Below are 24,384 nucleotides of genomic sequence, written 5' to 3' on the forward strand. Positions count from 1 at the left end.
TAAAGAAGCTAAAGAAGCTAAAGAAGCTAAAGAAGCTAAAGCACAGTCTTTTGCTCAAAAAGTAACGCCTGAACCAGCAGCCTATCAATGTTTTGCTGAGCAATGTCCAAGGGTGGATTTAAAAGAGATTCAAATTGATCTCAACGGAAAAGTACCAAAATTTATAACTCCTGTTGCTGTAGGGGAAATTCATGCAAATCAATGGACTCGTTTAGGTACGGAGTTCAATGTAAATTGGACAGATCAGAATCAAAATAAAACTTCAGAAAAGCTGATATTAAATGTCTTGGACATGCAGCATATGACTTTAAAAGATGAGTTAGGTCGTATCAACCGCTATAAGATGGTAGAGGCGAAAAAGCCTGATACTGATAAAAATTCAGATGTATTAGAAACACAATAAAAAAGCGGCTCAGCCGCTTTTTTTAATAAATTTTTTCAAAACCTTCCGGACGTGTTTTAAATCTACGGTGGAACCACATATATTGGGTTGGTGCTAAACGAAGTTGATTTTCAATAATCAAATTTGTTCGTGTCGCGTCTGCAATTTCATCTTCACTTGGCATATTGTCTAACGCAGGTTCAATCAAAATATGATATTTCGGATTTGTAATATCATCTTTACGGTAGAAGTAAAGTGGAATCGCGGCAGCTTTGGTCATTTTTAATATACGGCGATGTGCAGTTACAGTGGCTGCGGGTACACCAAAAAAGGGTGCCATAACGCCTTGTTTAAGACCAAAATCTTGGTCGGGACTATACCAAATAGGTCGTCCTTCTTTTAAATGACGGATTAATCCCCGCATATCATCATGGTCGATTTGATTGGTATAAATCGTGGCACGACAACGGTAAATCAGCATATCTAGCAATGGATTATTTTGCGGACGATATACGACATCTGGATCAAAATACTGGGCACAGACATATCCACCTGCATCGAGTAGGGTAGAGTGTGTACCAAGTAGTAAAGCCCCACGCCCTTCAGCTTGCGCTTGTTGAATATGTTCTAAACCTTCAATCGTTACACGATCTTTAAACCATTTGGGACAATACCAAGCATTCAGTGTTTCAAAAACACCGACCATTTGATCAATAAAGACTTGGCGAGCATTTTCATAACGAAGTTCGGGCATCCATTCAGGAAAGCAGACTTCTAAATTTCTTAAAGTTGTTTCACGACGTGAACGCAAGTATTTGAAAGCTACATTTCCCATCAGATAAGCTAAACGATGCTGAATTGCCCAAGGTAATATCGCAAGGAGCATCAGAAATATAATACCAATCCAAATGCCCCAATATTTTGGCATTAAGAAAGACCACTGGAACTCTCCCGGTTGGTAGTTTTTCTGCTTACTCATATTTAAACTTGATAACAATTTAAGGTAATTCACTATATTAGCACGAACTGTTTTTTTTCGGCGAAGGCAACAATCGGATTCTTTAGAAAAACGTTCTTAGATTTTTCACATGAATTACTCATCAATAACAACATTAAGTGCCTAAAAACCTTTAACCAAAATTAGCTTGAGCAAACTTGGTGCAATTTTTGCAGAACATTTACTGAAAATGATATGAATACGAAGATGACCGTGAATGAATCAAGTATTGTTCAATGAGCCAGTCAAAAATGCACAGTATTGGTTTGCTAAATTAGAGTTAGGTTTTACCAAAGATTCAAATCGCACAATTTTGGCGCATCGTAAGCACTTTGGACCTGTTCGCGTGCAAAAGATGCTGTGGCCTGAAAAAACAGGAGTATGTCATGCCATTATTGTTCATCCACCTGCTGGAATTGCTGGTGGAGATCATCTCACCTTTGAAATGAAAATAGATCAGGATTCGCATGCTTTGGTCACCACACCTGGCGCAGGGAAATGGTACAAAACCAATCTTAAACAAGCATTTCAACATATTCATATACATGTCCAAGATGAGGCGATTTTCGAGTGGCTTCCTCAAGAGACGATGCTCTTTAATGGTGCGAATGCAAATTCAGAAACGATCGTACATTTGGACGCTGCTGCCAGTTTTATCGGTTGGGATATGTTGGTGATTGGACGGCAAGCACGACATGAAACCTTCTCACAGGGTGCTTATCAAAATAAATTTCAGCTTTATCAAAATCAGAAAATATTGGTTGCAGACTGTTTAAATTTTAAAGGCAATGATCGTTGGTTAAAGTCTTGTTTAGGGATGAACGGTCATGCAGTGATGGCCAGTTTTTGGGCAGTGCCTCCAGAACAATACCGGTCAAATTTCTATCTTGATCAACATATTGATCAAATTCGTGAATTAATCATGCGTATGAATATTAACGTCACATTGACGTTACTCGGTTACGTCGTGATCGCACGTTATCTCGGAAATGATGTACGTGAGTGTCATGATGCATTTGCTGCAATTCGTGCAAAGCTTCGTCGTTATTGGTTTGATCTTGATGAAGAGTTCCCAAGAATTTGGCGCACATAAATTTATTCTTGTCATAGCAACATAGTTAAGTTGTTTTAACACAAACATTTGAGCAAACATCTTGCATCAATATTTAAAGATAGTGAGGAAAGCATTATGGAACTAACACCTACAGAAAAAGACAAAATGCTGATTTTTACTGCGGGGCTTGTAGCGGAAAGACGCAAGGCCCGTGGTTTAAAGCTGAATTATCCAGAAGCAGTGGCTTATATTTCTGCCGCACTATTAGAAGGTGCACGTGATGGAATGAGTGTGAGTGACCTCATGCATTTTGGAACAACATTGCTAAAACGGGATGAAGTAATGGAAGGCGTGGCTGAAATGATCGCAGAGGTCCAAGTGGAAGCGACATTTCCTGATGGTTCAAAACTGGTCACTGTACATCAACCGATTGTGTGATGTCTGAGAGGAAAAATTAAATATGATTCCAGGTGAAATCATTACGTCCGATACAGACATTGAAATGAATGTCGGACGGGCAACGCTCAAAATGACGGTAGCAAATGCAGGGGATCGACCGATTCAGGTTGGGTCACATTATCACTTTGCTGAAGCGAATGATGCGTTGCAGTTTGATCGTGAGTTAGCACGAGGATATCGACTGAATATTGCGGCAGGTACAGCGGTGCGTTTTGAGCCAGGACAGAGTCGAGATATTAAACTTGTTGCACTCGCAGGTAAGCGTGAGGTGTATGGCTTTGCGGGTCGTGTTATGGGTAAGTTGGATTAAGGGAAAATAATAATGAAAATGTCACGCCGTGCTTATGCGGAAATGTTTGGTCCAACGGTAGGTGATCGAGTTCGTCTCGCGGATACTGAGCTGTTTATTGAAGTTGAGCAAGACCTCACTACCTATGGTGAGGAAGTGAAGTTTGGCGGTGGTAAAGTGATTCGTGATGGCATGGGACAATCACAACTGTTGGCTGAAGACGTTGCCGATACCGTGATTACAAATGCGCTGATTGTGGATTGGTGGGGTATTGTCAAAGCCGATGTAGGTTTAAAGAACGGACGTATTTGGAAGATAGGTAAAGCCGGTAATCCTGATATTCAACCTGATATTACTATTCCACTGGGTGCGGCAACGGAAGTGATTGCGGGTGAAGGGCAGATTCTCACCGCGGGTGGTGTTGATACCCACATTCATTGGATTTGCCCGCAACAAGTGGAAACAGCACTCATGTCTGGTGTAACCACCATGATTGGTGGTGGTACAGGTCCTGCAGCAGGAACATCGGCAACTACCGTGACACCGGGGCCTTGGCATATTGGAACAATGCTTCAAGCTATAGATGATTTACCGATGAATATTGGTTTATTGGGTAAAGGTAATTTAAGTCAGCCCGACCCAATTCGTGAGCAAATTCGTGCAGGGGTAGTGGGTTTAAAGCTACATGAAGATTGGGGTTCAACCCCTGCAGCGATTGATAATTGCCTGAGTGTTGCCGATGAATTTGATGTGCAGGTGGCCATTCATACTGACACGTTAAATGAAAGCGGTTTCTTGGAAGAAACCTTGGCTGCATTTAAAAATCGTACCATTCACACCTACCATACCGAAGGCGCAGGCGGTGGACATGCTCCTGATATTTTAAAAGCCATTGGTCAGCCTAATGTGTTGCCATCTTCGACCAATCCAACTCGTCCGTATACCATCAACACCATTGATGAGCATTTGGATATGCTGATGGTTTGTCACCATTTAGACCCTGCGATTTCTGAAGATGTGGCATTTGCGGAAAGTCGTATTCGCCGTGAAACCATTGCTGCAGAAGATATTTTGCAGGACTTAGGTGCCATTGCCATGATGTCATCAGACTCGCAAGCGATGGGGCGAGTTGGTGAAGTGGTGATTCGCACATGGCAAACCGCACATAAAATGAAAGTGCAACGTGGTCCTTTAGAAGGTGATAATGCTACGCATGATAATAATCGGGTCAAACGTTATATCGCCAAATATACGATTAACCCTGCCATTACGCATGGTTTAAGCCATGAAATCGGTTCGGTGGAAGTGGGTAAACTTGCCGATTTAGTGTTGTGGAAACCGGCATTTTTTGGGGTAAAACCGTCGATGATTATTAAAGGTGGCATGATTGCAGCAGCGCCAATGGGCGATATTAACGCTTCGATTCCAACGCCACAGCCTGTGCATTATCGTCCGATGTTTGGGGCAAATGCGCGCGGTGTGCATAACACCTGTATCACCTTTTTATCCCAAGTCGCCATTGAGGCAGGTGTACATGAAAAATTGGGTCTGAAAAAGTTGATCAGTCCATGTAAAGGTACACGCGATATTCAGAAGAAAGATATGAAACTAAATACCTATTGTCCTGTGATGGAGGTTGATCCTGAAATTTATGAAGTGCGAGCCGATGGGAAATTGCTAACCTGTGAGCCTGCGGAAGTATTGCCGATGGCACAGCGGTATTTCTTGTTTTAAAGTTGTCTCTAGAAAAGATAATTACTGTGATAGGTGATAAAGTCTTATGTAATTAATAAGACTTTATCATTAGATAGAATTCATCGATTTATTTTAAATACATAAAAATTTCAGCGGAATAAACGCGTTTGCTAAAAGAAATTAAACACTGAATTAAAATATATAAATTTTAAATTTAATCGATATTAGAAGTTTTCCAAGCACAAAAAATATTAAATTTAATAGATTCATAGAGGTACTCTAATGATTGAAACTGAGAGACTAATATTAAGACAATGGCAGGAAGCAGATTACTCATCTTTTATAAAAATGGGTTTAGATCCAGATGTTATGAAATATTTTCATGAAGTTTTGACCCACAACAGAGTATTGAGATGGCGGAAAAAATTTATGAGTTAATTGAACGAAACGGGTGGGGCTTTTGGGCTGTAGAGTTGAAAGATACTAGTGAGTTTATTGGTTTTATTGGATTGCACAATCAACCAGTGTTATTCGAATTTTCTCCATGTGTTGAAATTGGATGGCGGTTATTAAAAAGATATTGGGGAATGGGGTACGCAACAGAAGGTGCAAGAGCTGCATTGATATATGCTTTTGAAGAGCTTAATTTAAATAAAGTAGTTGCATTTACAGCTTTGACAAATAAGCCTTCAGAAGCAGTTATGAAAAGGCTAGGTATGACCGAAGTTAAGCAATTCAAGCATCCAGAATTACCTACAGGGCATATTCTTGAAAATCATATTTTATATGAAATAAATAAAGATACCTTTATAAAATAATTTTGAAATTAATTTATTAAAACTAATCTTTCTTAGACAAGGAATATACAGACCATTTTTTATCTTGAAATTGTTTGAGCCAATGTCTAATCATGACTTCAGTTTCAGGAAAAAGTGGTTGTGGAAGCTCATCAAAACTAAACCATTCCCAACGCTCAAAAATTTCAGGTTCTGTCACGCAAATTTGAGTTTTTAAACGTTCATCTGAAAGTTGATAAATCGTTCCGAACGTAATCTTCACCGCCTCAGCATTTTGATCAATGATCGTATTTAAGGGTTGAATAGACTCAATATATTGACTCAGATCTAAAGCAGTTTCCTCTAACAATTCGCGTACTGCAGCATCTTCAATTGATTCATGGGCATCCATTTTTCCACCCGGGAAACACCATGAGGCAGGTTCATCATTTTTGTTTCTATAACCCAATAGAACTTTTTGACGTTGATCAATCAACATGATGCCCACGCCGATGATGGAGTTGCTTTTAATATTCATGATTGTGCACATCTAGCTGCTCTGTGTTCTACAAAGTACAACAGCGATATGACAACGCTAACTTTCAAATGTTTCAAAACATGTAATTTAAATAAAAAATCATTCACATTTATAGGGGATTTTACCTATCACTATAGTGAAGAAAACCTATTTTATTTCTCTAAAACCTCTATACCAGTGAGAATAAATCAATATTTCTACAAGATAATCCCTTAATTCAACATAGATTCATCCTTATATTTCCCTGCCTCCTTTCAAGACTAGATTAAGACATGCGCTAGACGATTTAGAACATCGCCAGCAAGGAATTTAGCAACGAGGGGGATGCGGTAAATGGTAAGGAAATATCTAACTTATGTGGCATTGACCACATGTCTTTTCAGTAGCGCAAGTTTAGCGCTTGCCGCTGAAAATGGCGGAAGTGCTTATCCAGATGGGACAGAGAGTTTTTTTGGTGGCGCAATGCCGCCACCTGGGATGTATCTCGTCAGTTATAACCAATACTACAACGCAGATAAATTTAAAAATGATCATCCAGTATTTGATGATTTTAAAATTGATACTTTTGCCACAGTTGCTCGTGGTGTCTATGTCAGTGACAAAACATTTTTAGGCGCGACATGGGGCATGCATGCATTCCTTGTATATGCCCATGCAGATCTTACATTAGGTGGTCGTCAAGATGATCACATGTCAATGGGTGATCTCATTATCGATCCATTCTTATTGGGTTGGCATAAAGGGGATTGGCATGTGGCGACAGGTGTCGACTTTTATATTCCAGTTGGCTCTTACAAAAAAAATAGACTCGCGAATATTGGACGTAACTATTACACCATTCAACCAATTATCTCGACCACATACTTAAATAAACAAGGTATCGAAGTCAGTACAAAGTGGATGTACGACATCAATTTCGAGAATAAGGATACCAAATACGAGTCGGGTAATGCTTTGCATGTCGATTACTTAGTCGCGAAACACATGGGACCTTTGGCGGTTGGTGTTGGTGGTTACGTACATCGTCAGCTTGAGGGTGACTCAGGTGAAGGTGCTGTTTTAGGTGATTTTAAAGCTAAAGCAGCCAGCATGGGTCCGCAAGTTCGCTATCAATTTCCTAAAGGGTATGCAATCGCAGCGAAATATCAAAAAGAATTTGATGTTGAAAACCGACCAGAAGGTCAGAAGTTCGCAATAGATATCACCATCCCATTTTAAAACATTGTTATCTAAACATTAGAGCAAGCATATAGAGGTAAGGCCATGAAAATTGAGAATCAAGAATATGCAGCAGGCAGTGCTGGAGCTGTCGATTATTTAGTGGTGAATGAGTTTTCAGGCGGTATTGTGGGACCAAGCCAACGTATGCTGGGACCTTTAAAAAATGGTGGAACTTTAAAAACAGGCACACCGCCTGGCTGTTGGGGGCCAATGATTACACCTGCATTCCAAGGTGGTCATGAAGTGACACTCCCTGTCTTTATTGAAGGTGCAGAGGTAGGTGATGCTGTCGCTTTAAAGATTAAGGATATGCATGTCACTTCTACAGCAACCTCATCGGGTGTGATGCAATTTGTTGAAGGGCGTTATAAAGGCGATCCGTTTGTTGCGAAATACTGTGAAGCATGTGGTACAGAGCAACCAGCAAGTTATGTAGAAGGAATTGGTGAAGATGCGATTCACTGTAAAAACTGTGGGGCAGAAGTCAGTGCTTTTCGCTTTTCACATGGTTATGTGATCGTGTTGGACGAAGAAAATAAAGTGAGTTTGACGGTCAATCAAGAGATTGCCAACAAGTTAGCTGGTAATGCCAATGAGCTTTCTGCATTACCTGAACATGCTGCACAGCATTCTATTCTATCACTAGCGCGTGCTGACATGCCGGGTGTTGCTGCACACATGCGTCCATTCCTCGGAAATATTGGTACGACACCTTCACGTGATTTACCAGACTCTCATAACTGTCACGACTTCGGTCAGTACTTGATTAATGCACCGCATAAATTCGGGATGACTGAAGAAGAGCTTATCGCAGCCAAAACTGACGGTCACATGGATACCAATTCGATTCGTCCAGGCTGTATTTTGATTTGCCCTGTGAAAGTACCAGGTGCAGGTGTCTACATGGGAGATATGCATGCGCAACAAGGCAATGGTGAAATTGCAGGGCATGCCACGGACGTTTCAGGCGAAACAGAATTACAAGTGGAAGTGATTAAAGGCTTAACTATTGATGGTCCAATTTTACTTCAAGCACCAGATGACTTACCACCAATGGCACGTCCATTTACCAAGGAAGAGCGTGAAAAAGTGAAAGCTTTAGGTGCGCGTTGGGGACAAACTGAAATTGAGGAAAGTGGTCCAATCACATTTATGGGAACAGGTAAGAACCTCAATGATGCAACGGACAATGCTTTAAATCGAGCGGCAAAAGTCACAGGTTTAAGTGTGGATGAGGTTATGAACCGTTGCACAATTACAGGCTCTATCGAAATCAGCCGTTTACCAGGAATGGTACGTGCAACCTTCTTATGCCCAATGCCAATTTTAGAAAAATTGGGGATCGCAAACTTAGTTCGCGAACATTACCAACTTTAATTCATCACGTGAACGGCGGTTGATTCGGGTGATTCAAACGCTGTTCGAAAAAAGCATGAAATTTACTGAACTTAAAACTTAGAAACGAGAACTTGAACAGGAATGTCATATGAACAGTAATGCAAAACTCCGTTGGGGCGATTTATATCCAGAACTTGGTATTGAGCCTATTCCAACCGAACCATGTATTTCGCCAGAGATCTATCAGGAAGAAATTGAAAAAGTTTTCTCAAAAGTTTGGTTGAAAGTGGGGCGTGTAGAAGAAATACCAAAGCAAGGCGACTATAAAGTTAAACGCTTAGATTTTGCTAAAACCTCAGTCATTTTAATGCATGGTAAAGATGGTGAAATCCGTGGATTCCACAATATTTGTTCACACCGTGGTAACAAAGTTGTGGTGGAAACCGGCAATGAAACCTTTGGTTCAAACAAAGCCGCAGTCGTGACGTGTCGTTTCCACGGTTGGGTTTACGATGCTAAAGGTGATTTGGTCAGCGTACCTGAAGAAGAAAAATTCACATCTTGCTTTGACAAAGGTCATAACGGTTTAGCACCAATACGCACCGAAGTGTGGGAAGGTTTTATCTTCATCAATTTGGATAATGACGGCACTCAATCGGTAGAAGAATTCTTAGGCGGTATGGGACAGCATTTAGGCGGTTATCCATTCCATGAAATGGAAGAATGCTTTGCCTATAACACAGTTCTGAACTGTAACTGGAAAGTCGCTCATGACGCATTTGCTGAAGCGTATCACGTGGCGACCATTCATGCAGGCTCTTTCCCGAATGTATTCGCATCAGGTTTACAAGAAGTGCAATTGTTTGGTGATCATCGTACTTGCGCTGTGTGCTTAACCAAAAACGCCAATCCAAAACCAGCGGCTGCATTGTCAGGTGAGATCACTGGCGCATCATTGGTGAATCACTATGAACGTGTTCAGCTACCTAAATCAGTCAATCCAAATGATCGTGATGACTTCTCGTTTGAATTATCTGTCATTTTCCCGAATATCTTGGTGCATGTGACTGAAGGAGTATGGTTCACCCATCAGTTCTGGCCGGTCGGCCATAACCAAACCCGTTGGGAGGGTCGCTATTACCTGCCTAAAGCGAAAACCTATTCAGAGCGTTGGGCGCAAGAGTTTGCACAAGTATTACAACGTAATGCGTGGTTAGAAGATACTGCCACCATGGAAGATACCCAAGAAGCACTTGAGTCTCGAGCGAAAAAAGTGATGCATCTACAAGACGAAGAAATCCTGATTCGTCACGGTTACCACGTTCTTGAACAATACCTGAATCGCGCATAAGGAGAATGCACATGTCAAACATCATTTCACAATTGCCAGCTGACTTTGCAAGCTTAGAACCTTTTGTTGCGAAATGGGCTTTAGGAACGGGTAAGCAACGCCATGAAGCGCGTTTGAACTCAACCAAAGAAGAATTGCAAGCATTTTACGATGCTATTTTGCCCGAAATGCGCAAGCTACTTGCCGCACTCGATCAATATGTCCTAGGGACCTTACCTGAAGAGCTTCATAAGTTGTATTGGTTAAGTCTCAGCTTTGCTGAAGTTGCACCACACATCGAGCTTTATAAGGGTTCAGTTGGCGTACCGTATGCATTTGCGGAGAACCGTTTCATTTATGAAACTGGTGACATGGTCAACGTTTAAGAGGAATACAGGATGAGCCAGCACAATCTAGAACAGCGTTTGCATTATCTGGAGGCCTGCGAGGCGATTCGTGGCCTGATCGGTCGCTATGCAACAGCGGCTGATCAGCGCAACAATCCAGCCATTTTACAGCATGTATTTCACCAAAATGCCGTTTGGTGTGCTAAGGGTTTTGGGGAGTATCAAGGACGTCAAAATATTTTAGAGGCATTGTCCAATATTGCAGAGGCTCAAGTGTTATGGAGCTTACATATTATGGCCATGCCCGATATACAGCTCCTAGATCAAGACCATGCAAAGGCAACTTGGATGTTATGGGAAGTCTGTAATTTAGCCGAGGAATCAACAACAGCCGCAACAGATCAAGTTAAACCTGCAACGACCTGTTGCTTAGGTGGATTTTATAAAACAGAAGTAAGTCGGAATGAGCAGGGTGAATGGAAATTTGAACGCGTCGAATTGAATTTGACCTTCAATCAACCCTATCCGAACACAGTTAAATAGGCACTGAATCAATACGGCCTAAGGGGAATTTAAGATGAGAAAAATTGCAATTATCGGTGGTGGACAAGCAGGCTTATTACTCGCGTTCTCGCTACTCGAAAATAAATATGATGTCACTTTATATGTAGATCGCCCTGCGGATGAATTGTTACACGGTCGTATGGTCAGTACCACGATGTTCTTCGCCAATACATTAGAGTTTGAACGCAAACTTGGTTTGAATTTCTGGGATGGGAAAGCGCATCGTGGTCAAGCATTGCATGTCGATTTTCGTGCACCAAACGGCGATATCATGTTACCTGTGACTGGTTTTTTACATGATAATGACGGTATTGCCATGGACCAACGAACCAAATATCACCGTTGGTTAGAAGAATATCCACGCCGTGGTGGCAAGCTCATCATTCAAAATGTCAGTCCAGAAGATTTGGAAGTAATCACTGCTGAAAATGATCTGACGATTTTGGCGGCAGGTAAGGGCAATATCACGAGCCTATTCAAACGCAATGAAACACGTTCAGTGCATCAAACACCGCCACGTAAATTGGCTGCTGCACTCGTCGTAGGTGATGATTTGTGTGGTCCAAATAGTTGGCAAGGTCAACCCTCACAGACCTTACATTTCAACTTCGTGGCAGGTGCAGGTGAATACTTCAGTATGCCATTCTACAGCCACACACATGGCCCATGTCGTAGCTTCCTTTTTGAGTGTGTGCCGAATGGACCCATGGATATCTTCGATGATGTCACCAATGGCGAAGAAATGGTCCAACGCATGAAAGAAGCAGTTGCCAAAGTTACGCCTGACCAAAGTTTTCGTATGGTCGACAATATGGAATTAAGCGATCCAAATGCATGGTTGAAAGGTGCATTCCGTCCAGAAGTCCGTGACCCTGTTGCAACCTTAGACAACGGCGCGAAAATCTGGGGCATTGGAGATACTGTGATTGTCAATGATCCAATCGCTGGTCAAGGTGCGAACAATGCAACTCGAATGGTAGAACACTATCTTGAGGCAATTTTAGCGCGTGGTGATCAAGCGTTTAGCGCAGATTGGATGTCGGAAGTCTTTGAACAATTCTGGGAGAAATCAGGTCGATATACTACAGAATTCACTAACTTGCTATTAAATCCACCAAGCGAGAGCTTATTCCAAGTGTTAGGTGCAGCATCACAAAACCAAGCGATTGCGGATGACTTTATGGGGCATTTCAACAATCCATGTGGTTTCTGGCCAGCGGTAGATGGTGAAGCTGGGGCAAAAGAATACTTGTCACGAAAGGAGTTTCAACATGCAGCTGCCTGAATTACTTTGGCAGGATGTTGATCTGGCGGAAGCGAAATCGCTCCGTCAGGCATTTGGTGGCTTTGCGACAGGAGTGGCGATCGTCACTTGCCTAGACCAAGATCAACAACCTGTAGGGTTGACGATTAATTCCTTTAGTTCAGTGTCTTTAGATCCTGCATTGGTGTTATGGAGTTTAGTCAATCATTCTCCAAGCCGATCTATTTTTGAAAATGCTGAATACTTCGCCATTAATATTTTAGGTGCACATCAGCAGGAAGTAGGCTTAAACTTCGCTAAGCCGATTGCGGACAAATTTCAGTATGGTACGTGGAAAATTCAAGGTTCGAAAGCACCTGTTTTAGAAGGATGTGTCGTGCAATTTATTTGCAAAAGAGCTCAACAAATTGAAGCGGGTGATCATCAAATCTTCCTCGGTAAAATTGAGCAATGTCGCCACAGTAATCAACGACCTCTGCTGTTTTGCAAGGGACAATTTAATGAATGGCCTGAGTACAAGGAGGTTTCATGACAGACTTAGATGGAAAAGTCGTCTTGGTGACAGGTGGTGCGACACATATTGGTCAAGCCGTAGTCCAAGAGTTGAAAGGCTTAGGTGCACAGGTCATTGTTGCTGATATTAATCAAACTCAAGGACAGCAAGTTGCACAATCAACCCAAGCTCAGTACGAATTTCTAGATCTCGCTAATGATGACAGTATTCGCACATTAAGTGGAAAACTCACTCAGTTAGACGTCTTGGTTAACCTAGCGTGTTTGTATGAAGATCATGGATCTGAATCTACACGTCAAGATTGGCAAAACACGTTCAATGTCACGGTATTTGGTCACGCAGCGTTAGTACAAGCATGTCGACCACTTTTGAAAAAAAGTACTGATGGTGCCGTAATTAATATCAGCAGTGTCAGTGCACGTATTGCACAAAAAGAACGCTGGGTCTATCCAGCATCTAAAGCAACTTTAGAGCAACTCACACAAAGCATGGCACTGGATCTAGCACAAGATGGTATTCGTGTACATGCACTCTCATTAGGTTGGACTTGGTCCGTCCCAATGCAAATGATTTCCGGCGGAGACCGCGCCAAAACTGATCGAGTGGCAGGACGTTTCCATGTGTTAGGACGTATTGCGGATGCAGAGGAAGTCGCACAAGCATTAAGTTTATTGTGTAGCCCGAAAGCAAAATTACTTACAGGCAGTGTGATTCATGCCGATGGTGGTTATCACATTCTAGGTCCTGAAGCCACAGATTCACCGATAGAGGAGTTAACTCAATGAACATTAAAATGACCAATGTTGCTGAGAAATTTTTGTGTTCAACCTCTGATGTGGAACAGGGTGAGGGACTACAAATCATTATTGACGGTTATCCTCCATTGGCAGTGTTTCACTTAGAAGATGGCGAGTTCTATGTCACCGATGATACGTGTACACATGGTGATGCATCATTGGCAGATGGTGAGATTGATGGCTGTGAAGTGGAGTGCCCATTTCATGCGGGTGCATTTAATATCAAAACCGGTGAACCATGTGGTGCACCTTGTACGATTCCACTGAAAACCTATCAATCGATTGTACGTGACAATAATGTTTATTTGGTGGAGTGATGCCGATGTATAAAATCCAAATAGACGGTCAAGCCGAATTTTATTGTTCAGCTAATGATGTATTGCTACGCGGTGGCTTACGTGAAGGACTAGGCATTCCTTACGAATGTAATGCGGGTGGTTGCGGGACGTGTAAAATCGAAGTCCTGTCAGGTGAAGTAGAAAATTTATGGGCAGATGCACCTGGATTAAGCGATCGTGATAAACGTAAAGGTCGGTTACTGGCGTGTCAGTGTCGCCCCAAATCGGATTGCGTGATTAAGCTTCGTTTAGACGAACAATGTGTTCCTAAAATTATTCCAAAACAAAAAAAAGTAACATTGAAGCATGCTCATTTGGTGACACATGATATTTTGGAAGTACATTTTCAATCAGATGAGCCAGCACAATTTATTCCTGGACAATACGCTTTAATTTGGGTGAATCAAGAGTTACTTCGTGCCTATTCGATGTCCAATCTGCCGAATGACGACGGTTTATGGGTCTTCCAAATTCGACGTGTTCCTGATGGTAAAATGACCAATTTGTTATTTGATGAACAGTTACGTGAAAAGGCTGATATTCAAATTGATGGTCCATATGGGTTAGCGCATTTACAAGAGAAGCCTCGCCCTATTGTCTGTGTGGCTGGTGGTTCTGGACTTGCTCCCATGTTAGCGATTGCTCGTGGCGTTGCAGTTAACCCACATTTGCAACATCAAAAAGTCTGGTTTTTCCATGGTGGTCGTGAGCAACGTGATTTGTTTACTGAAAATCAATTACGTGACTGGACAGAGTTAGGGGAACGCCTCAATTATGTACCTGCAACCTCCTCTGAACTCATTGAAGGTATCCGTTCGGGGTTTATTCATGAAGTGATTCAAGATGTATTAGGCGAACAGTTGCTTGAGCATGAAATTTATTGTGCAGGTCCGCCACCGATGGTGAAATCTATTGAACAAATGGCCCATCAAGCAGGTATTCCACAACAACAAATTCATTTTGATCGTTTCTTTTAATCGAAGATATCATTTTTCTCCCGCTCAGGCGATGGTTAACCCATCGCCGGTATTGAGCGATCACGACACATCAAGACCATATTGACGATCTGTGCGATAGATTCAGTTCCTAATTTCTGACGAATATGAGTGCGGTGAATTTCTACTGTTTTATGGCTGATATTCAACATTTGTGCGATATGTTTACTCGAAAGTCCATCGACCAATAAATTTATAATCTCACTTTCTCTTGGTGATAAAGATTTCAATTTAATCATCTGTTCTTGACGTTTTTCTTCTTCAATAAAGTCTTGTTCAGCAAGTTGCAGACAGGCTTGGATTTGATTAAGCATATGTTGTGGATTAAAAGGTTTTTCTAAAAAATCAAATGCCCCAGCTTTCATCGCATTGACCGACATTGGAATGTCGCCGTGACCAGTCATGAAAATGATCGGCATACGGGTTTTTTGTTGGTTCAATTGTTGTTGTAATTGCAAGCCACTCATTCCTCGCATACGAATGTCAAGAATCAAACATGCAGGCGTTTGCGGGCGCTGATAATTCAGGAATTCAGTAGCACTATTGAATGTTTTTGTTTCGAGTTGCACGGAATCGAGCAACCATGTGAGTGAATTACAAATGTCTTGATCATCATCTATCACATACACAATGGGCTCGGGAACATGAGAATTGGTTAAATACATTTTGTACGCTCCTGTGCTGCCAGAGAGATATTAAAAATAGCGCCGGACTCACCTTCACAGACCCATAAATAACCATGATGGTTTTCAATGATGCTTCGAGACAGAGTTAAGCCAATACCCATGCTGTTGTTTTTACTTGAATAGAAAGATTCAAAAATTTGTTCTGGATTTTGCCCTTCGAGTCCAGGCCCATTATCTGCAATTGCAATTCGAGCATGTTGGTTATGTTGCCAAGTGCGGATATAAATGTCCCTTTCACCCTCAGGGTTAGTTTGTAGAGCATCGACAGCATTGAAGACGAGATTGATAATGACTTGGCTAAAGAGCGTTTCATCTGCTGATATAAAAATAGGCGAAACACTTAATTCATAATGGATGGTACATCCACCTTGATCTGCTTTAAGCTTAATCAAAGGATGTAACTCTTGAATAAGATGACTCACAGAATGAATCTGGAAATTCGCTTCGCCTTTACGTAAAAAGCTTCTCATGCTGTGAATAATGCCATTGACGCGATGTGTTTGATTTAAAGCAGCATTGAGGGCATCAAGAGTCTCTTGTGTGTTGGCTAAACCGTTTTGAATGCGAATAATACTACCTCCAACGTAATTGTTGAGTGCAGCCAGTGGTTGATTTAATTCGTGGGCGAGCGCTGTAGCCAGTTCGCCCATCGTTTTGCAACGTGACATATGACCAAGTTGCTTTTCACGAGCACGTGCTTTTTCTTCAGCTTCAATACGCTCAGTGATATCACGATAATTCACCAATATTCCCTGAATATCTGGGTGATCTAATAAGTTACGATAGGTTGCCTCGTGGTGTCGCCATTTTCCATTGTGGTGCAAGATTTTGTAATGAATCACACCAACTGCACGTTGTTCTGTTTTCTTAAATAGAAGCTGTCTGACTTTAATACGATCATCAGGATGAATTGCAGTTAACACATTCTTATTGAGTACAAAGCGATCCCGATAACCAAGAATACCTTGTAATGATGGGCTGGCATAAAGTAATTTGCCTTGTAAGTCGAGAATAGCAATTCCATCTCCAGAATGCTCAAGCAGCATTTTGAAATATTGATCTTTAGACTGTAGAGCATATTGATACTTTTTGATTTCGCTGATGTTACGTACTAGAGCGAGAAGCTTTGGTTTATTTTCAATCTCAACTTTTTTAAGACATACTTCAACTGGGATATGACGTTGGTCTTGAGACTCTATTAACCATTCAAATGTGATTGCTTCGTCTTTTGTAGTGGCGGCCTGTTGAACTTTTCGGAGTGCATGATGCAAATCAAAACCATGTTGAAAAGCACTGATCTTTTCAACGTTCATTTGTGTCAATTCAGATTTAGTATATCCAGTAAGTTCTACAGCGGCTTCATTGGCATCCATAAATTGGACACTGCCAATATCATGTACAAAAATTGCATCGCCCGCTTTATCAAAAATAGTTTGATAATATTGTAAGCTGGTCATTGTAGGTCCTTACCTGAGATGGCTTCCGGCTATCGGGTATAGGGTGAAATATCGTCACTGATAAATCATTTTTTTTATAAGTAAATACTGCATTAAGGGGCAGCATCTTGCAATTAGACTTAGGGTCTAATTACATACTTTTAACATATAAAAATATTCATGTGAAAAATTTATCAGTGATCTCAATGTTATGCAATTTAGATACCATGTTACTTCAACTGATTTAGGTGACAGTTACACGAGGAATGTTAGCTCAAAAAATATCATCTTTTTATCTAACGAATAAAATCAAACTTTATGCTATCTACATACAATCCTTTTTTGATTAGTCATTACACTGGATGAGGCATAGAATAAAACCCGTCAGTCCTACTCATTAAAGTGATATTTTTATGGCGTTCAGTTGGATTCTCTTTACCCTCATGGCTGCTTTTATGCAGGCTTGGCGCAATGCCTTTCAAAAACAACTGAGTACCACTGTCGATGTATGGGGCGTGACCCTTGCACGCTTTATCTTCGCCTTGCCTTTTGCATTGATTTATTTGAGTAGCCTTTATCACTTTTCACCGGTAACAGCGACTGTTCAATTTACGACAAAATATTGGGTTTATATTTTTATCGCAGGCATTAGCCAAATTTTAGCGACTGCGTTAATGGTGCAGTTGTTTAAGCAAAAAAACTATGCCATTGGCGTGGGACTGGCTAAAAGTGAAGCGATCTTAGCTGCAATCATTGGCGTTGCTTTTCTCTCTGATCATTTGTCATGGTTGGCATGGTTTGGGGTGTTACTGGGTGGTTTTGCTGTGTTTCTGTTGAGTCGGGGACATGGTTTTACTGGATTTTCACCCAAAACACTGATGATTGGCATCGGAAGTGGTTTGTGTTTTGCTATCACTTCACTATTGGTCAGAGAGGCCAGTCTTGAACTAACAATGTTGCCAACAATTCATCGCGCTGCATGGGTATTACTGTCGGTGATTGGCTTACAATGTTTGAGTATGCTTTTGTATCTCAGTTTATTCAGTCATCAAACGTTGCTGGCGATGTGGCAACGTCTAGGACTGACCTTTAAAGTCAGTGTATGTAGTTTTATGGCATCTCTCGGATGGTTTACTGCCATGAGTATGATGAGTGTCCCAGTGGTGAAAACACTTGGTCAAATTGAAATCTTATTTAGTTTGTTGATCTCCGCTTATTTCTTTAAAGAAAAGCTAGCGAAAGCCGAACATTGGGGATTAGCCTTAGTTGTAATTGCAGCAATCTTGGTGATCTGGGCTTAAATATTTTTAGAGCTCATCAAATATTATTTAATAAGAAAGAAGGGGATGCACCAATAGATTTCATGTTGGCATGAATAATGCTTAATTTTGATGCGTAAATGGATTGATGTTGACAAGACATTTCGCAAGTTGAAATTAAAGCAAAGTATTCAAGCGACAATAGGAAAGGCATGAAAATCTATACTCAAAGAATAGAAGCAGTGACAGAAGATCAAGCTTTCGAAACTGTGCAACTCAACTTTGATACACGACAAAAGAGCCGTTTTCGTGCAACTTTAGTTTCAGGGGGCGATATTGGTGCAGATTTACCGCGTACAGGTATTCTTCGCGGAGGATCATTTATAGCAACTGAATCAGGTGACTTACTGCGGGTGGATGCATTGCCTGAACGCCTAATGTGTGTCCAAGCTTCATCTGAATTTGAGCTTTTGAAAGCAGCCTATCATTTAGGGAATCGTCATGTCCCTCTTATGCTCACTCCTCATGCATTATATTTTGAACCTGATCATGTCTTAGCAGAAATGGTCGAAGGATTGGGTTTAATGGTGACTGAAGTGGATCATCCATTTGAGCCAGAAAGTGGTGCTTATGCTCAGCATGGACATGATCATCGTCTCAGCCCAATCAAAGCGATTCATGCTCATGCGCATCACTAATGCAGCTCACTTACTCAAACTGTTAACTTTGTCCTCTACAGCTTTGCCTGTAGGCGCTTATTGCTATTCGCAAGGCGTTGAAAGTGCGATCGATCAAGGTTTGATTCATGACGAGCAATCCAGTATTGCGTACTTCGAAGAAGTTCTGGAAATGCTTTTAGTTCGTTTTGAGCTACCTGTATTGAAGCGTTTGATGCAGGCCCATGATAATGAACAGCAGTTTAATCATTGGGCGCAGTTGTATCGAGCCAGTCGTGAAAGTCGTGAGTTATTGGCTGAATCGCAGCAGTTGGCATTTTCCTTGAACGCATGGATTAAAGATGTATTGAAAATGCCCGTTACGGTCAAAAAACAACTTGGATTTGTACCCGTATATGCTCAGTTATGTGGGCGATTGGATCTGAATATCGAAGATGTTTTAACGGCGTATACGTTTACTGTTTTAGAAAACCAAGTACTTGGCGCAGTCAAAACTGTGCCGCTCGGTCAGATGAGTGGTCAACGGATTTTGTGGCACTTACATGGACTCGTCCCTCAGGCCATCGAAAAAGCATTGCTTTTAGACGATACGCAACTCAGCAGCGCACTTCCTCAGTACGCCATGCTCAGCATGTCACATGAAACCCAGTATTCGCGTCTATTTAGATCTTAAAAATTATCATAAGGAATCAATCATGTCAGAACGTTCTCCTTTACGTGTTGGAATTGGTGGACCAGTCGGTTCAGGTAAAACAGCACTTACCCTGAATTTATGTCGTGCCTTACGCCATAAATACAATATGGCGGTGGTGACCAATGATATTTACACCAAAGAAGATTCCAACTTCTTAACTCGTCATGAAGCCATGTCACCCGATCGTATTGTGGGGGTGGAAACTGGCGGTTGCCCGCATACGGCTATTCGTGAAGATGCTTCAATCAATTTGGCAGCGATTGATGACTTATGCGAAAAGTTTGATGGTCTAGAGTTAATTATCATTGAAAGTGGCGGTGATAATTTGGCAGCAACGTTTAGCCCTGAACTGTCTGATCTGACGCTATATGTGATTGATGTTGCTGGTGGTGAAAAAATTCCACGTAAAGGCGGTCCAGGCATTACCAAGTCTGACTTACTGATTATCAATAAAACAGATCTGGCGCCAATGGTTGGAGCGAATTTGCAGGTGATGGATCAAGATGCCAAGCGTATGCGAGGAGATAAACCGTTCTTGTTTTCAAACATGAAAACTGAAGATGGTTTAAACGAGATTATCAGTTTTATTGAAAAACAAGGTTTATTCAAAGCTTAAACAAGAGGGCTTAAAGGATGAAACAATGCAATAAATTCGGTCTATTCATTCTGGCAAGTGTTCCGAGCCTTGTAATGGCACATCCAGGCCATCATCACCATGACGCTAATTTTTGGACGGGCTTCATTCATCCGTTTACAGGATTGGATCATTTGATGATGGCACTCAGTTTCGGCGTTTTGATGTGGAGCATGTCTAAAATTTGGAAGATGATTGGGGCATGGGGCTTGCTTACAGCGCTCGTTGCTGGATTCAGTTTAGGTGCGCATGGAATTATTCCGAATGGCGTTGCAGAAATTGGAATTGTAGGTTCATTGTTCATCTTAGCTGTAAGTTTATGGACCAAATCGAACAGAATTTTTCCAGTTGCAGCAGTGTTTCTATCAGTTTTTCATGGTTCAGCACACGGAGCTGAATTAGCGATGAATGGAAATGTTGGCATTCAGATTTTAGGCATGATTACTGCCATGGCAATGATTTATGCTCTTGGACTGGGTTTAGGGGCATTGATGGTGAAATTTGTTCCACAAGGTAAAAAGATTGTAGGTGCGCTAGCAGCATTGGTTGCAGTAATTGGTTTAGCGTGATCAATCTTGACAAAAAAAACTCCGCAAGCGCGGAGTTTTTTATTTACTAGGGTAATCAGCTACCATTCGCAAGACTTTCAAGCGCTTCCCAGCGTTCTAATTTCTCTAAAAGTAGCTCATCAATTTCAGTAAGTCGAATTGAAAGTTGAGTTGCTTTGTCACTATCTGACACAAATAAAGAACCATCTGCTAAAAGTGCATTAATCTCGGCTTGTTCCTTTTCCAAAGCTTCCATTTCAGCAGGAAGTTGTTCTAAAGCACGCTGATCTTTATAGCTTAGTTTAACTTTTTTAACTGCGGGTGCAGGGGCTGCTGCCGCTTCAGCCTTTGCGGCTGCTTTTTTCACCGCAGATTTTTGATCGACTACAGTTTGATCAGGACGTTGCATGAGGTAGTCTTGATAACCACCGACATATTCATCGATATTGCCTTTGCCATCGAATACCCAAGTTGAAGTCACAACATTGTCCATGAAGGCACGGTCATGCGAAATAAGAAGCAATGTTCCTTTGTAATCGCTGAGCATCTCCTCAAGTAGTTCAAGCGTGACCATATCCAAGTCATTGGTTGGCTCATCCATCACGATGAGGTTCGATGGTTTAAGCAGTAATTTCGCCAATAAAATGCGGTTACGTTCACCACCAGAAAGGGCTTTTACAGGCGTACGAGAACGTTCAGGTGAGAACAAGAAGTCTTGTAAATAGCTATAGATATGACGACGTCCGCCATTGATATCGACAAAGTCTGACCCTTCGGCCACGTTGTCTTTTACCGATTTTTCAAGATCGAGCACGTTACGAAGCTGGTCAAAATAAGCCACTTCGAGTTGTGTCCCTGTTTTGACCGTACCTGAGTGTTCTTGTTGACCCAAAATTGCTTTGATTAGCGTGGTTTTACCGACACCGTTATCGCCCACGAGACCAATACGATCTCCACGCAGAACCAGTGCATTAAAATCTTTGATAATTGGAGTGTTGTCGCCAAATTGCACACTGAGGTTTTCAATTTCGAAGACCACTTTGCCTGAACGTTGAGCATCTTGGGTAGCCATGCTCACTTTGCCTTGCTGCGAACGGCGGGCTTTAGATTCTTCACGTAATGCTTTTAAGGCACGTACACGACCTTCGTTACGGGTACGACGTGCTTTAATGCCTTGACGAATCCAAACTTCTTCTTCTGCTAGCTTTTTATCGAACAGCGCATTTTGTTTTTCTTCAGCTTCCATCTGTGCAGCTTTGAGTTCGAGGTAACGTGAATAGTTCCCTTCATAACTGCGTAAGATGCCACGATCCAGTTCCACAATACGTGTAGCAATACTGTCTACAAATGAACGGTCATGCGAAATGAAGAGTAATGTTAAATTATTTTGATCGAGTAAGAATTTTTCTAACCACTCGATACTTTCAACATCTAAATGGTTCGTTGGTTCGTCGAGTAACAAAACATCAGGTTGGGTGAGTAGTGCGCGTGCAAGAAGCACACGACGTTTACGACCACCTGAAAGATCAGCTAAATCAGCATCAGGATCAAGGCCCATTTTACTGAGGATTGAATTCACTTTAGTTTCAAGTGCCCAACCATCTAATTGATCCATTTTATGTTGCAAGTTACCCATGCGATCGCAAGCTTCCATATCGCCGAGTACACAAGCTTCGCTTGCTTCGTGATAAGCTCTAAGAACAGAAGCTGCTTCACCTGCGCCATCTGCCACAATATCTGCAACACGTCCCGAGTCCATTGGCACGTCTTGAGCCAGCATAGAAATGGTGATGCCATTTTGCAGGGAAACTTCACCAGCATCAGGCAATAAACTTCCATCAATGAGTTTAAGTAAAGTAGACTTACCCTCACCATTACGGCCAATCAAACACACTCGTTCGCCGCGTTCTAAACTAAAATTCGCGCCGTCGAGTAAGTACGGTCCACCAAATGCGAGTTGGACGTCCCTTAAGGTAATATAGGCCATAATGTTTCCTGAAATCCCCTGATGAGGACTTATAATGTCGAATCAAAAAAATCTAAATGAGCAGGCGTCATTTTCCGCACCCATAGAAGATTTGCAAGTCCGAATTGCATTTTTAGATGAATTAGTTGATCAGTTAAATATTCAAATTGCATTACAAAGCCGTGAAATCAGCGATTTAAAGAAACAAATGCAAATTTTGTATCAACGTGTTGAAGCTACTCATGCTGACGATGGTGTTGCTCCATTTGATCCAATTTTGGATAAACCGCCACATTATTAAGACGTGACATAAATACTGATTATTTATCAAGAAGTATGCGTAAATAGTTTGACCTTTGATATGAAGGTCGTTGTAATAGTCTTTTCACTTGCCGAATTCTGAATCTTATCCTATGAGCGCTAAAGTTGTCCTAATAGATCTTGAAAATAACATGCCGACTTCGACGTTATTTCGGGAGATTGTGCAACATTACACCACGACCTATCTATTTCATTCGAAAGGGAGTTTTCATTACAGTCTCACTGATTTGACTGAATTTGCGAGTTGGATTAGTAGTGGTCAAATTGTCATTTTAGAAATGCTTGAGGCAAAAGAAAAAGAATTTGAGTACGCTGTGATTGTGGGGCAAATCTTGGCATTGGTTGAGCATGGCGCAGAGATTGATGTGATTTCTGCACGAGACTGTAGCACCATGTTGGCTGACATGATGCGAGCTTCTGGCATTCAATGTAATTTGATACAGGTACAACCAGAGCAACCTGTGTCAAAACTCAAATACAACGTGCCTTCAGTTGAAACTATTCGTCAAAATCATGATTTATTTAAAGTAAAGCAGTATTGTGATGTTGTGGTTCGTATGGAAGGGAAGCCCAACACCTTAGCTAAGCTTAAAAACTCGATCGAGAATACGTTGCGCATAAATGACGAGCACAGCGCTAAATTGATTGGCATGCTGATTAATTTAAAGGTGATTAAAAAAGAAGGTGAGCAAATTTCCTTTCGTAAAAAGGTATTAAAGCAGTGGGCTCAATTGGATATGAATGTTGATGAAGATGTAGTAGCAGACCACAAGCTTGGTCAGGTAGATGCGTTATTGACGAAGCTACATATCGAAGCAAAAGACATTTTAGCTGAAATTGAAGAGTCACAAGACATTCAACATATTCAGAGTGATTTGTTTAAAAACTTTGAAAAAATAGATCCTGTCCAGCTGGAAGTCATCCAAAAATTGAATGCTTTAAAATCCGGAAAGCCTAAAGATATTTATGAACTGCGTGATTTATTAGAACAACTATTTCCAAAATCAGATGTGCGGTTATTGCTTAAGGAAATGATTGATAAAGGATATATTTATTGGAACGGTCATGAAGTACTTTATAGCCATGAGATGTTTTTGAACTGAAATAAAAAAAAGCGATGATTTTATCGCTTTTTTTTATTTCAGTTGCACTGTGCTTAGGTGGGTTATACCACATCATGCCTTACTTTGGTTTAGGTCTCAATACTGGTTTCATGCCGCTATAAATCGTATTTTTAATTTTCAACTTGCCTTTTATATTCGGCT

At 41.3% G+C, this 24,384-nt stretch carries 27 protein-coding genes and 1 pseudogene; 23 read left to right on the forward strand and 5 right to left on the reverse strand.

Translation table 11 applies throughout. From position 1 onward, the window contains the following. Positions 1-403 (forward strand): hypothetical protein (locus BMW42_RS05780; protein WP_171260682.1); only part of this gene is annotated, 403 nt, incomplete at its 5' end. Between the two features lie 22 nt (positions 404-425). Here the strand turns inward: BMW42_RS05780 and BMW42_RS05785 are convergent. Beyond that, a complete protein-coding gene (locus BMW42_RS05785; protein WP_092766717.1) occupies positions 426-1,361 on the reverse strand; it encodes an LpxL/LpxP family acyltransferase in 936 nt (311 codons plus the stop codon). Positions 1,362-1,596: 235 nt separating this feature from the next. On the opposite strand from BMW42_RS05785, the gene BMW42_RS05790 reads away from it, so the two are divergent. The 5 genes and pseudogenes from BMW42_RS05790 (at position 1,597) to BMW42_RS05810 (ending at position 5,694) form a co-directional block, all read left to right on the forward strand. Next, complete coding sequence (locus tag BMW42_RS05790; RefSeq protein WP_092766718.1) at positions 1,597-2,472, forward strand: urease accessory protein UreD; 876 nt, start codon at positions 1,597-1,599, stop codon at positions 2,470-2,472. A gap of 96 nt (positions 2,473-2,568) precedes the next feature. After that, complete coding sequence (gene ureA, locus BMW42_RS05795) at positions 2,569-2,871, forward strand: urease subunit gamma (RefSeq protein WP_035270654.1); 303 nt, start codon at positions 2,569-2,571, stop codon at positions 2,869-2,871. Between the two features lie 22 nt (positions 2,872-2,893). Then, a complete protein-coding gene (locus BMW42_RS05800; RefSeq protein ID WP_092766719.1) occupies positions 2,894-3,202 on the forward strand; it encodes an urease subunit beta in 309 nt (102 codons plus the stop codon). A 12-nt stretch (positions 3,203-3,214) separates the two neighbouring features. Further along, positions 3,215-4,915, forward strand: a complete 1,701-nt coding sequence (gene ureC, locus BMW42_RS05805) for an urease subunit alpha (protein WP_092766720.1) — start codon at positions 3,215-3,217, stop codon at positions 4,913-4,915. Positions 4,916-5,158: 243 nt separating this feature from the next. After that, positions 5,159-5,694: pseudogene (locus BMW42_RS05810) on the forward strand (GNAT family N-acetyltransferase). 22 nt (positions 5,695-5,716) lie between these two features. On the opposite strand, the gene BMW42_RS05815 reads toward BMW42_RS05810, so the two are convergent. After that, on the reverse strand, positions 5,717-6,190 hold the full coding sequence (locus tag BMW42_RS05815) for a nucleotide triphosphate diphosphatase NUDT15 (RefSeq protein ID WP_171260683.1): 474 nt from the start codon (positions 6,188-6,190) through the stop codon (positions 5,717-5,719). A 333-nt stretch (positions 6,191-6,523) separates the two neighbouring features. Between BMW42_RS05815 and BMW42_RS05820 the strand changes: the two genes are divergently transcribed. The 10 genes from BMW42_RS05820 (at position 6,524) to BMW42_RS05865 (ending at position 14,880) form a co-directional block, all read left to right on the forward strand. Beyond that, on the forward strand, positions 6,524-7,408 hold the full coding sequence (locus BMW42_RS05820) for a SphA family protein (protein WP_092766722.1): 885 nt from the start codon (positions 6,524-6,526) through the stop codon (positions 7,406-7,408). 45 nt (positions 7,409-7,453) lie between these two features. Then, a complete protein-coding gene (locus tag BMW42_RS05825; RefSeq protein ID WP_092766723.1) occupies positions 7,454-8,788 on the forward strand; it encodes an acetamidase/formamidase family protein in 1,335 nt (444 codons plus the stop codon). 109 nt (positions 8,789-8,897) lie between these two features. After that, on the forward strand, positions 8,898-10,100 hold the full coding sequence (locus BMW42_RS05830; RefSeq protein WP_092766724.1) for an aromatic ring-hydroxylating oxygenase subunit alpha: 1,203 nt from the start codon (positions 8,898-8,900) through the stop codon (positions 10,098-10,100). Positions 10,101-10,111: 11 nt separating this feature from the next. Further along, the gene (locus BMW42_RS05835; protein WP_092766725.1) at positions 10,112-10,465 is read left to right on the forward strand and encodes a hypothetical protein; all 354 of its coding nucleotides are present in this window, start codon (positions 10,112-10,114) and stop codon (positions 10,463-10,465) included. Between the two features lie 12 nt (positions 10,466-10,477). Continuing rightward, positions 10,478-10,969, forward strand: a complete 492-nt coding sequence (locus tag BMW42_RS05840) for a nuclear transport factor 2 family protein (RefSeq protein ID WP_092766726.1) — start codon at positions 10,478-10,480, stop codon at positions 10,967-10,969. Between the two features lie 34 nt (positions 10,970-11,003). Further along, positions 11,004-12,275 (forward strand): styrene monooxygenase/indole monooxygenase family protein, encoded by a 1,272-nt coding sequence (locus BMW42_RS05845; protein ID WP_092766727.1) that lies wholly within the window; start codon positions 11,004-11,006, stop codon positions 12,273-12,275. Further along, on the forward strand, positions 12,262-12,786 hold the full coding sequence (locus BMW42_RS05850) for a flavin reductase family protein (RefSeq protein ID WP_092766728.1): 525 nt from the start codon (positions 12,262-12,264) through the stop codon (positions 12,784-12,786). Before BMW42_RS05845 ends, BMW42_RS05850 begins: the two co-directional genes overlap by 14 nt. Further along, a complete protein-coding gene (locus BMW42_RS05855) occupies positions 12,783-13,553 on the forward strand; it encodes an SDR family oxidoreductase (protein ID WP_092766729.1) in 771 nt (256 codons plus the stop codon). Before BMW42_RS05850 ends, BMW42_RS05855 begins: the two co-directional genes overlap by 4 nt. After that, positions 13,550-13,882 (forward strand): non-heme iron oxygenase ferredoxin subunit, encoded by a 333-nt coding sequence (locus BMW42_RS05860; protein WP_092766730.1) that lies wholly within the window; start codon positions 13,550-13,552, stop codon positions 13,880-13,882. Before BMW42_RS05855 ends, BMW42_RS05860 begins: the two co-directional genes overlap by 4 nt. A gap of 5 nt (positions 13,883-13,887) precedes the next feature. Next, positions 13,888-14,880 carry a 2Fe-2S iron-sulfur cluster-binding protein gene (locus BMW42_RS05865; RefSeq protein ID WP_213032606.1) on the forward strand — a complete coding sequence of 331 codons (993 nt, stop codon included), beginning with the start codon at positions 13,888-13,890 and terminating at the stop codon, positions 14,878-14,880. 35 nt (positions 14,881-14,915) lie between these two features. Here BMW42_RS05865 and BMW42_RS05870 read toward each other — a convergent pair whose 3' ends face one another. After that, positions 14,916-15,563 carry a response regulator transcription factor gene (locus BMW42_RS05870; protein WP_092766732.1) on the reverse strand — a complete coding sequence of 216 codons (648 nt, stop codon included), beginning with the start codon at positions 15,561-15,563 and terminating at the stop codon, positions 14,916-14,918. Beyond that, the gene (locus tag BMW42_RS05875) at positions 15,554-17,041 is read right to left on the reverse strand and encodes a PAS domain S-box protein (RefSeq protein ID WP_092766733.1); all 1,488 of its coding nucleotides are present in this window, start codon (positions 17,039-17,041) and stop codon (positions 15,554-15,556) included. The genes BMW42_RS05870 and BMW42_RS05875 overlap by 10 nt, the downstream gene beginning before the upstream one ends. A gap of 392 nt (positions 17,042-17,433) precedes the next feature. On the opposite strand from BMW42_RS05875, the gene BMW42_RS05880 reads away from it, so the two are divergent. From BMW42_RS05880 to BMW42_RS05900, 5 genes are all read left to right on the forward strand, one after another. After that, the gene (locus tag BMW42_RS05880; RefSeq protein ID WP_092766734.1) at positions 17,434-18,321 is read left to right on the forward strand and encodes a DMT family transporter; all 888 of its coding nucleotides are present in this window, start codon (positions 17,434-17,436) and stop codon (positions 18,319-18,321) included. A gap of 170 nt (positions 18,322-18,491) precedes the next feature. After that, positions 18,492-18,977, forward strand: coding sequence for an urease accessory protein UreE (gene ureE, locus BMW42_RS05885; protein ID WP_092766735.1), 486 nt, complete (start codon positions 18,492-18,494; stop codon positions 18,975-18,977). Continuing rightward, on the forward strand, positions 18,964-19,629 hold the full coding sequence (locus BMW42_RS05890) for an urease accessory protein UreF (protein WP_092766736.1): 666 nt from the start codon (positions 18,964-18,966) through the stop codon (positions 19,627-19,629). Before ureE ends, BMW42_RS05890 begins: the two co-directional genes overlap by 14 nt. Positions 19,630-19,651: 22 nt before the next feature. After that, complete coding sequence (ureG, locus tag BMW42_RS05895; protein WP_092766737.1) at positions 19,652-20,266, forward strand: urease accessory protein UreG; 615 nt, start codon at positions 19,652-19,654, stop codon at positions 20,264-20,266. A gap of 17 nt (positions 20,267-20,283) precedes the next feature. Then, positions 20,284-20,853, forward strand: coding sequence for a HupE/UreJ family protein (locus tag BMW42_RS05900; RefSeq protein ID WP_092766738.1), 570 nt, complete (start codon positions 20,284-20,286; stop codon positions 20,851-20,853). A gap of 55 nt (positions 20,854-20,908) precedes the next feature. Here the strand turns inward: BMW42_RS05900 and BMW42_RS05905 are convergent, their stop codons facing one another. Beyond that, positions 20,909-22,819: an ATP-binding cassette domain-containing protein gene (locus tag BMW42_RS05905; protein WP_092766739.1), complete on the reverse strand. Its 1,911-nt coding sequence runs from the start codon at positions 22,817-22,819 to the stop codon at positions 20,909-20,911. Between the two features lie 34 nt (positions 22,820-22,853). Here BMW42_RS05905 and BMW42_RS05910 point away from each other — a divergent pair, with 34 nt between their 5' ends. Both BMW42_RS05910 and BMW42_RS05915 read left to right on the forward strand, forming a co-directional pair. Further along, positions 22,854-23,099 (forward strand): SlyX family protein, encoded by a 246-nt coding sequence (locus tag BMW42_RS05910; protein WP_035266784.1) that lies wholly within the window; start codon positions 22,854-22,856, stop codon positions 23,097-23,099. A gap of 112 nt (positions 23,100-23,211) precedes the next feature. Continuing rightward, on the forward strand, positions 23,212-24,222 hold the full coding sequence (locus BMW42_RS05915) for a hypothetical protein (RefSeq protein WP_092766740.1): 1,011 nt from the start codon (positions 23,212-23,214) through the stop codon (positions 24,220-24,222). The last annotated feature ends 162 nt before the right edge of the window (positions 24,223-24,384 follow it).

The organism is Acinetobacter sp. DSM 11652, from assembly GCF_900109815.1.
Classification (GTDB): domain Bacteria; phylum Pseudomonadota; class Gammaproteobacteria; order Pseudomonadales; family Moraxellaceae; genus Acinetobacter.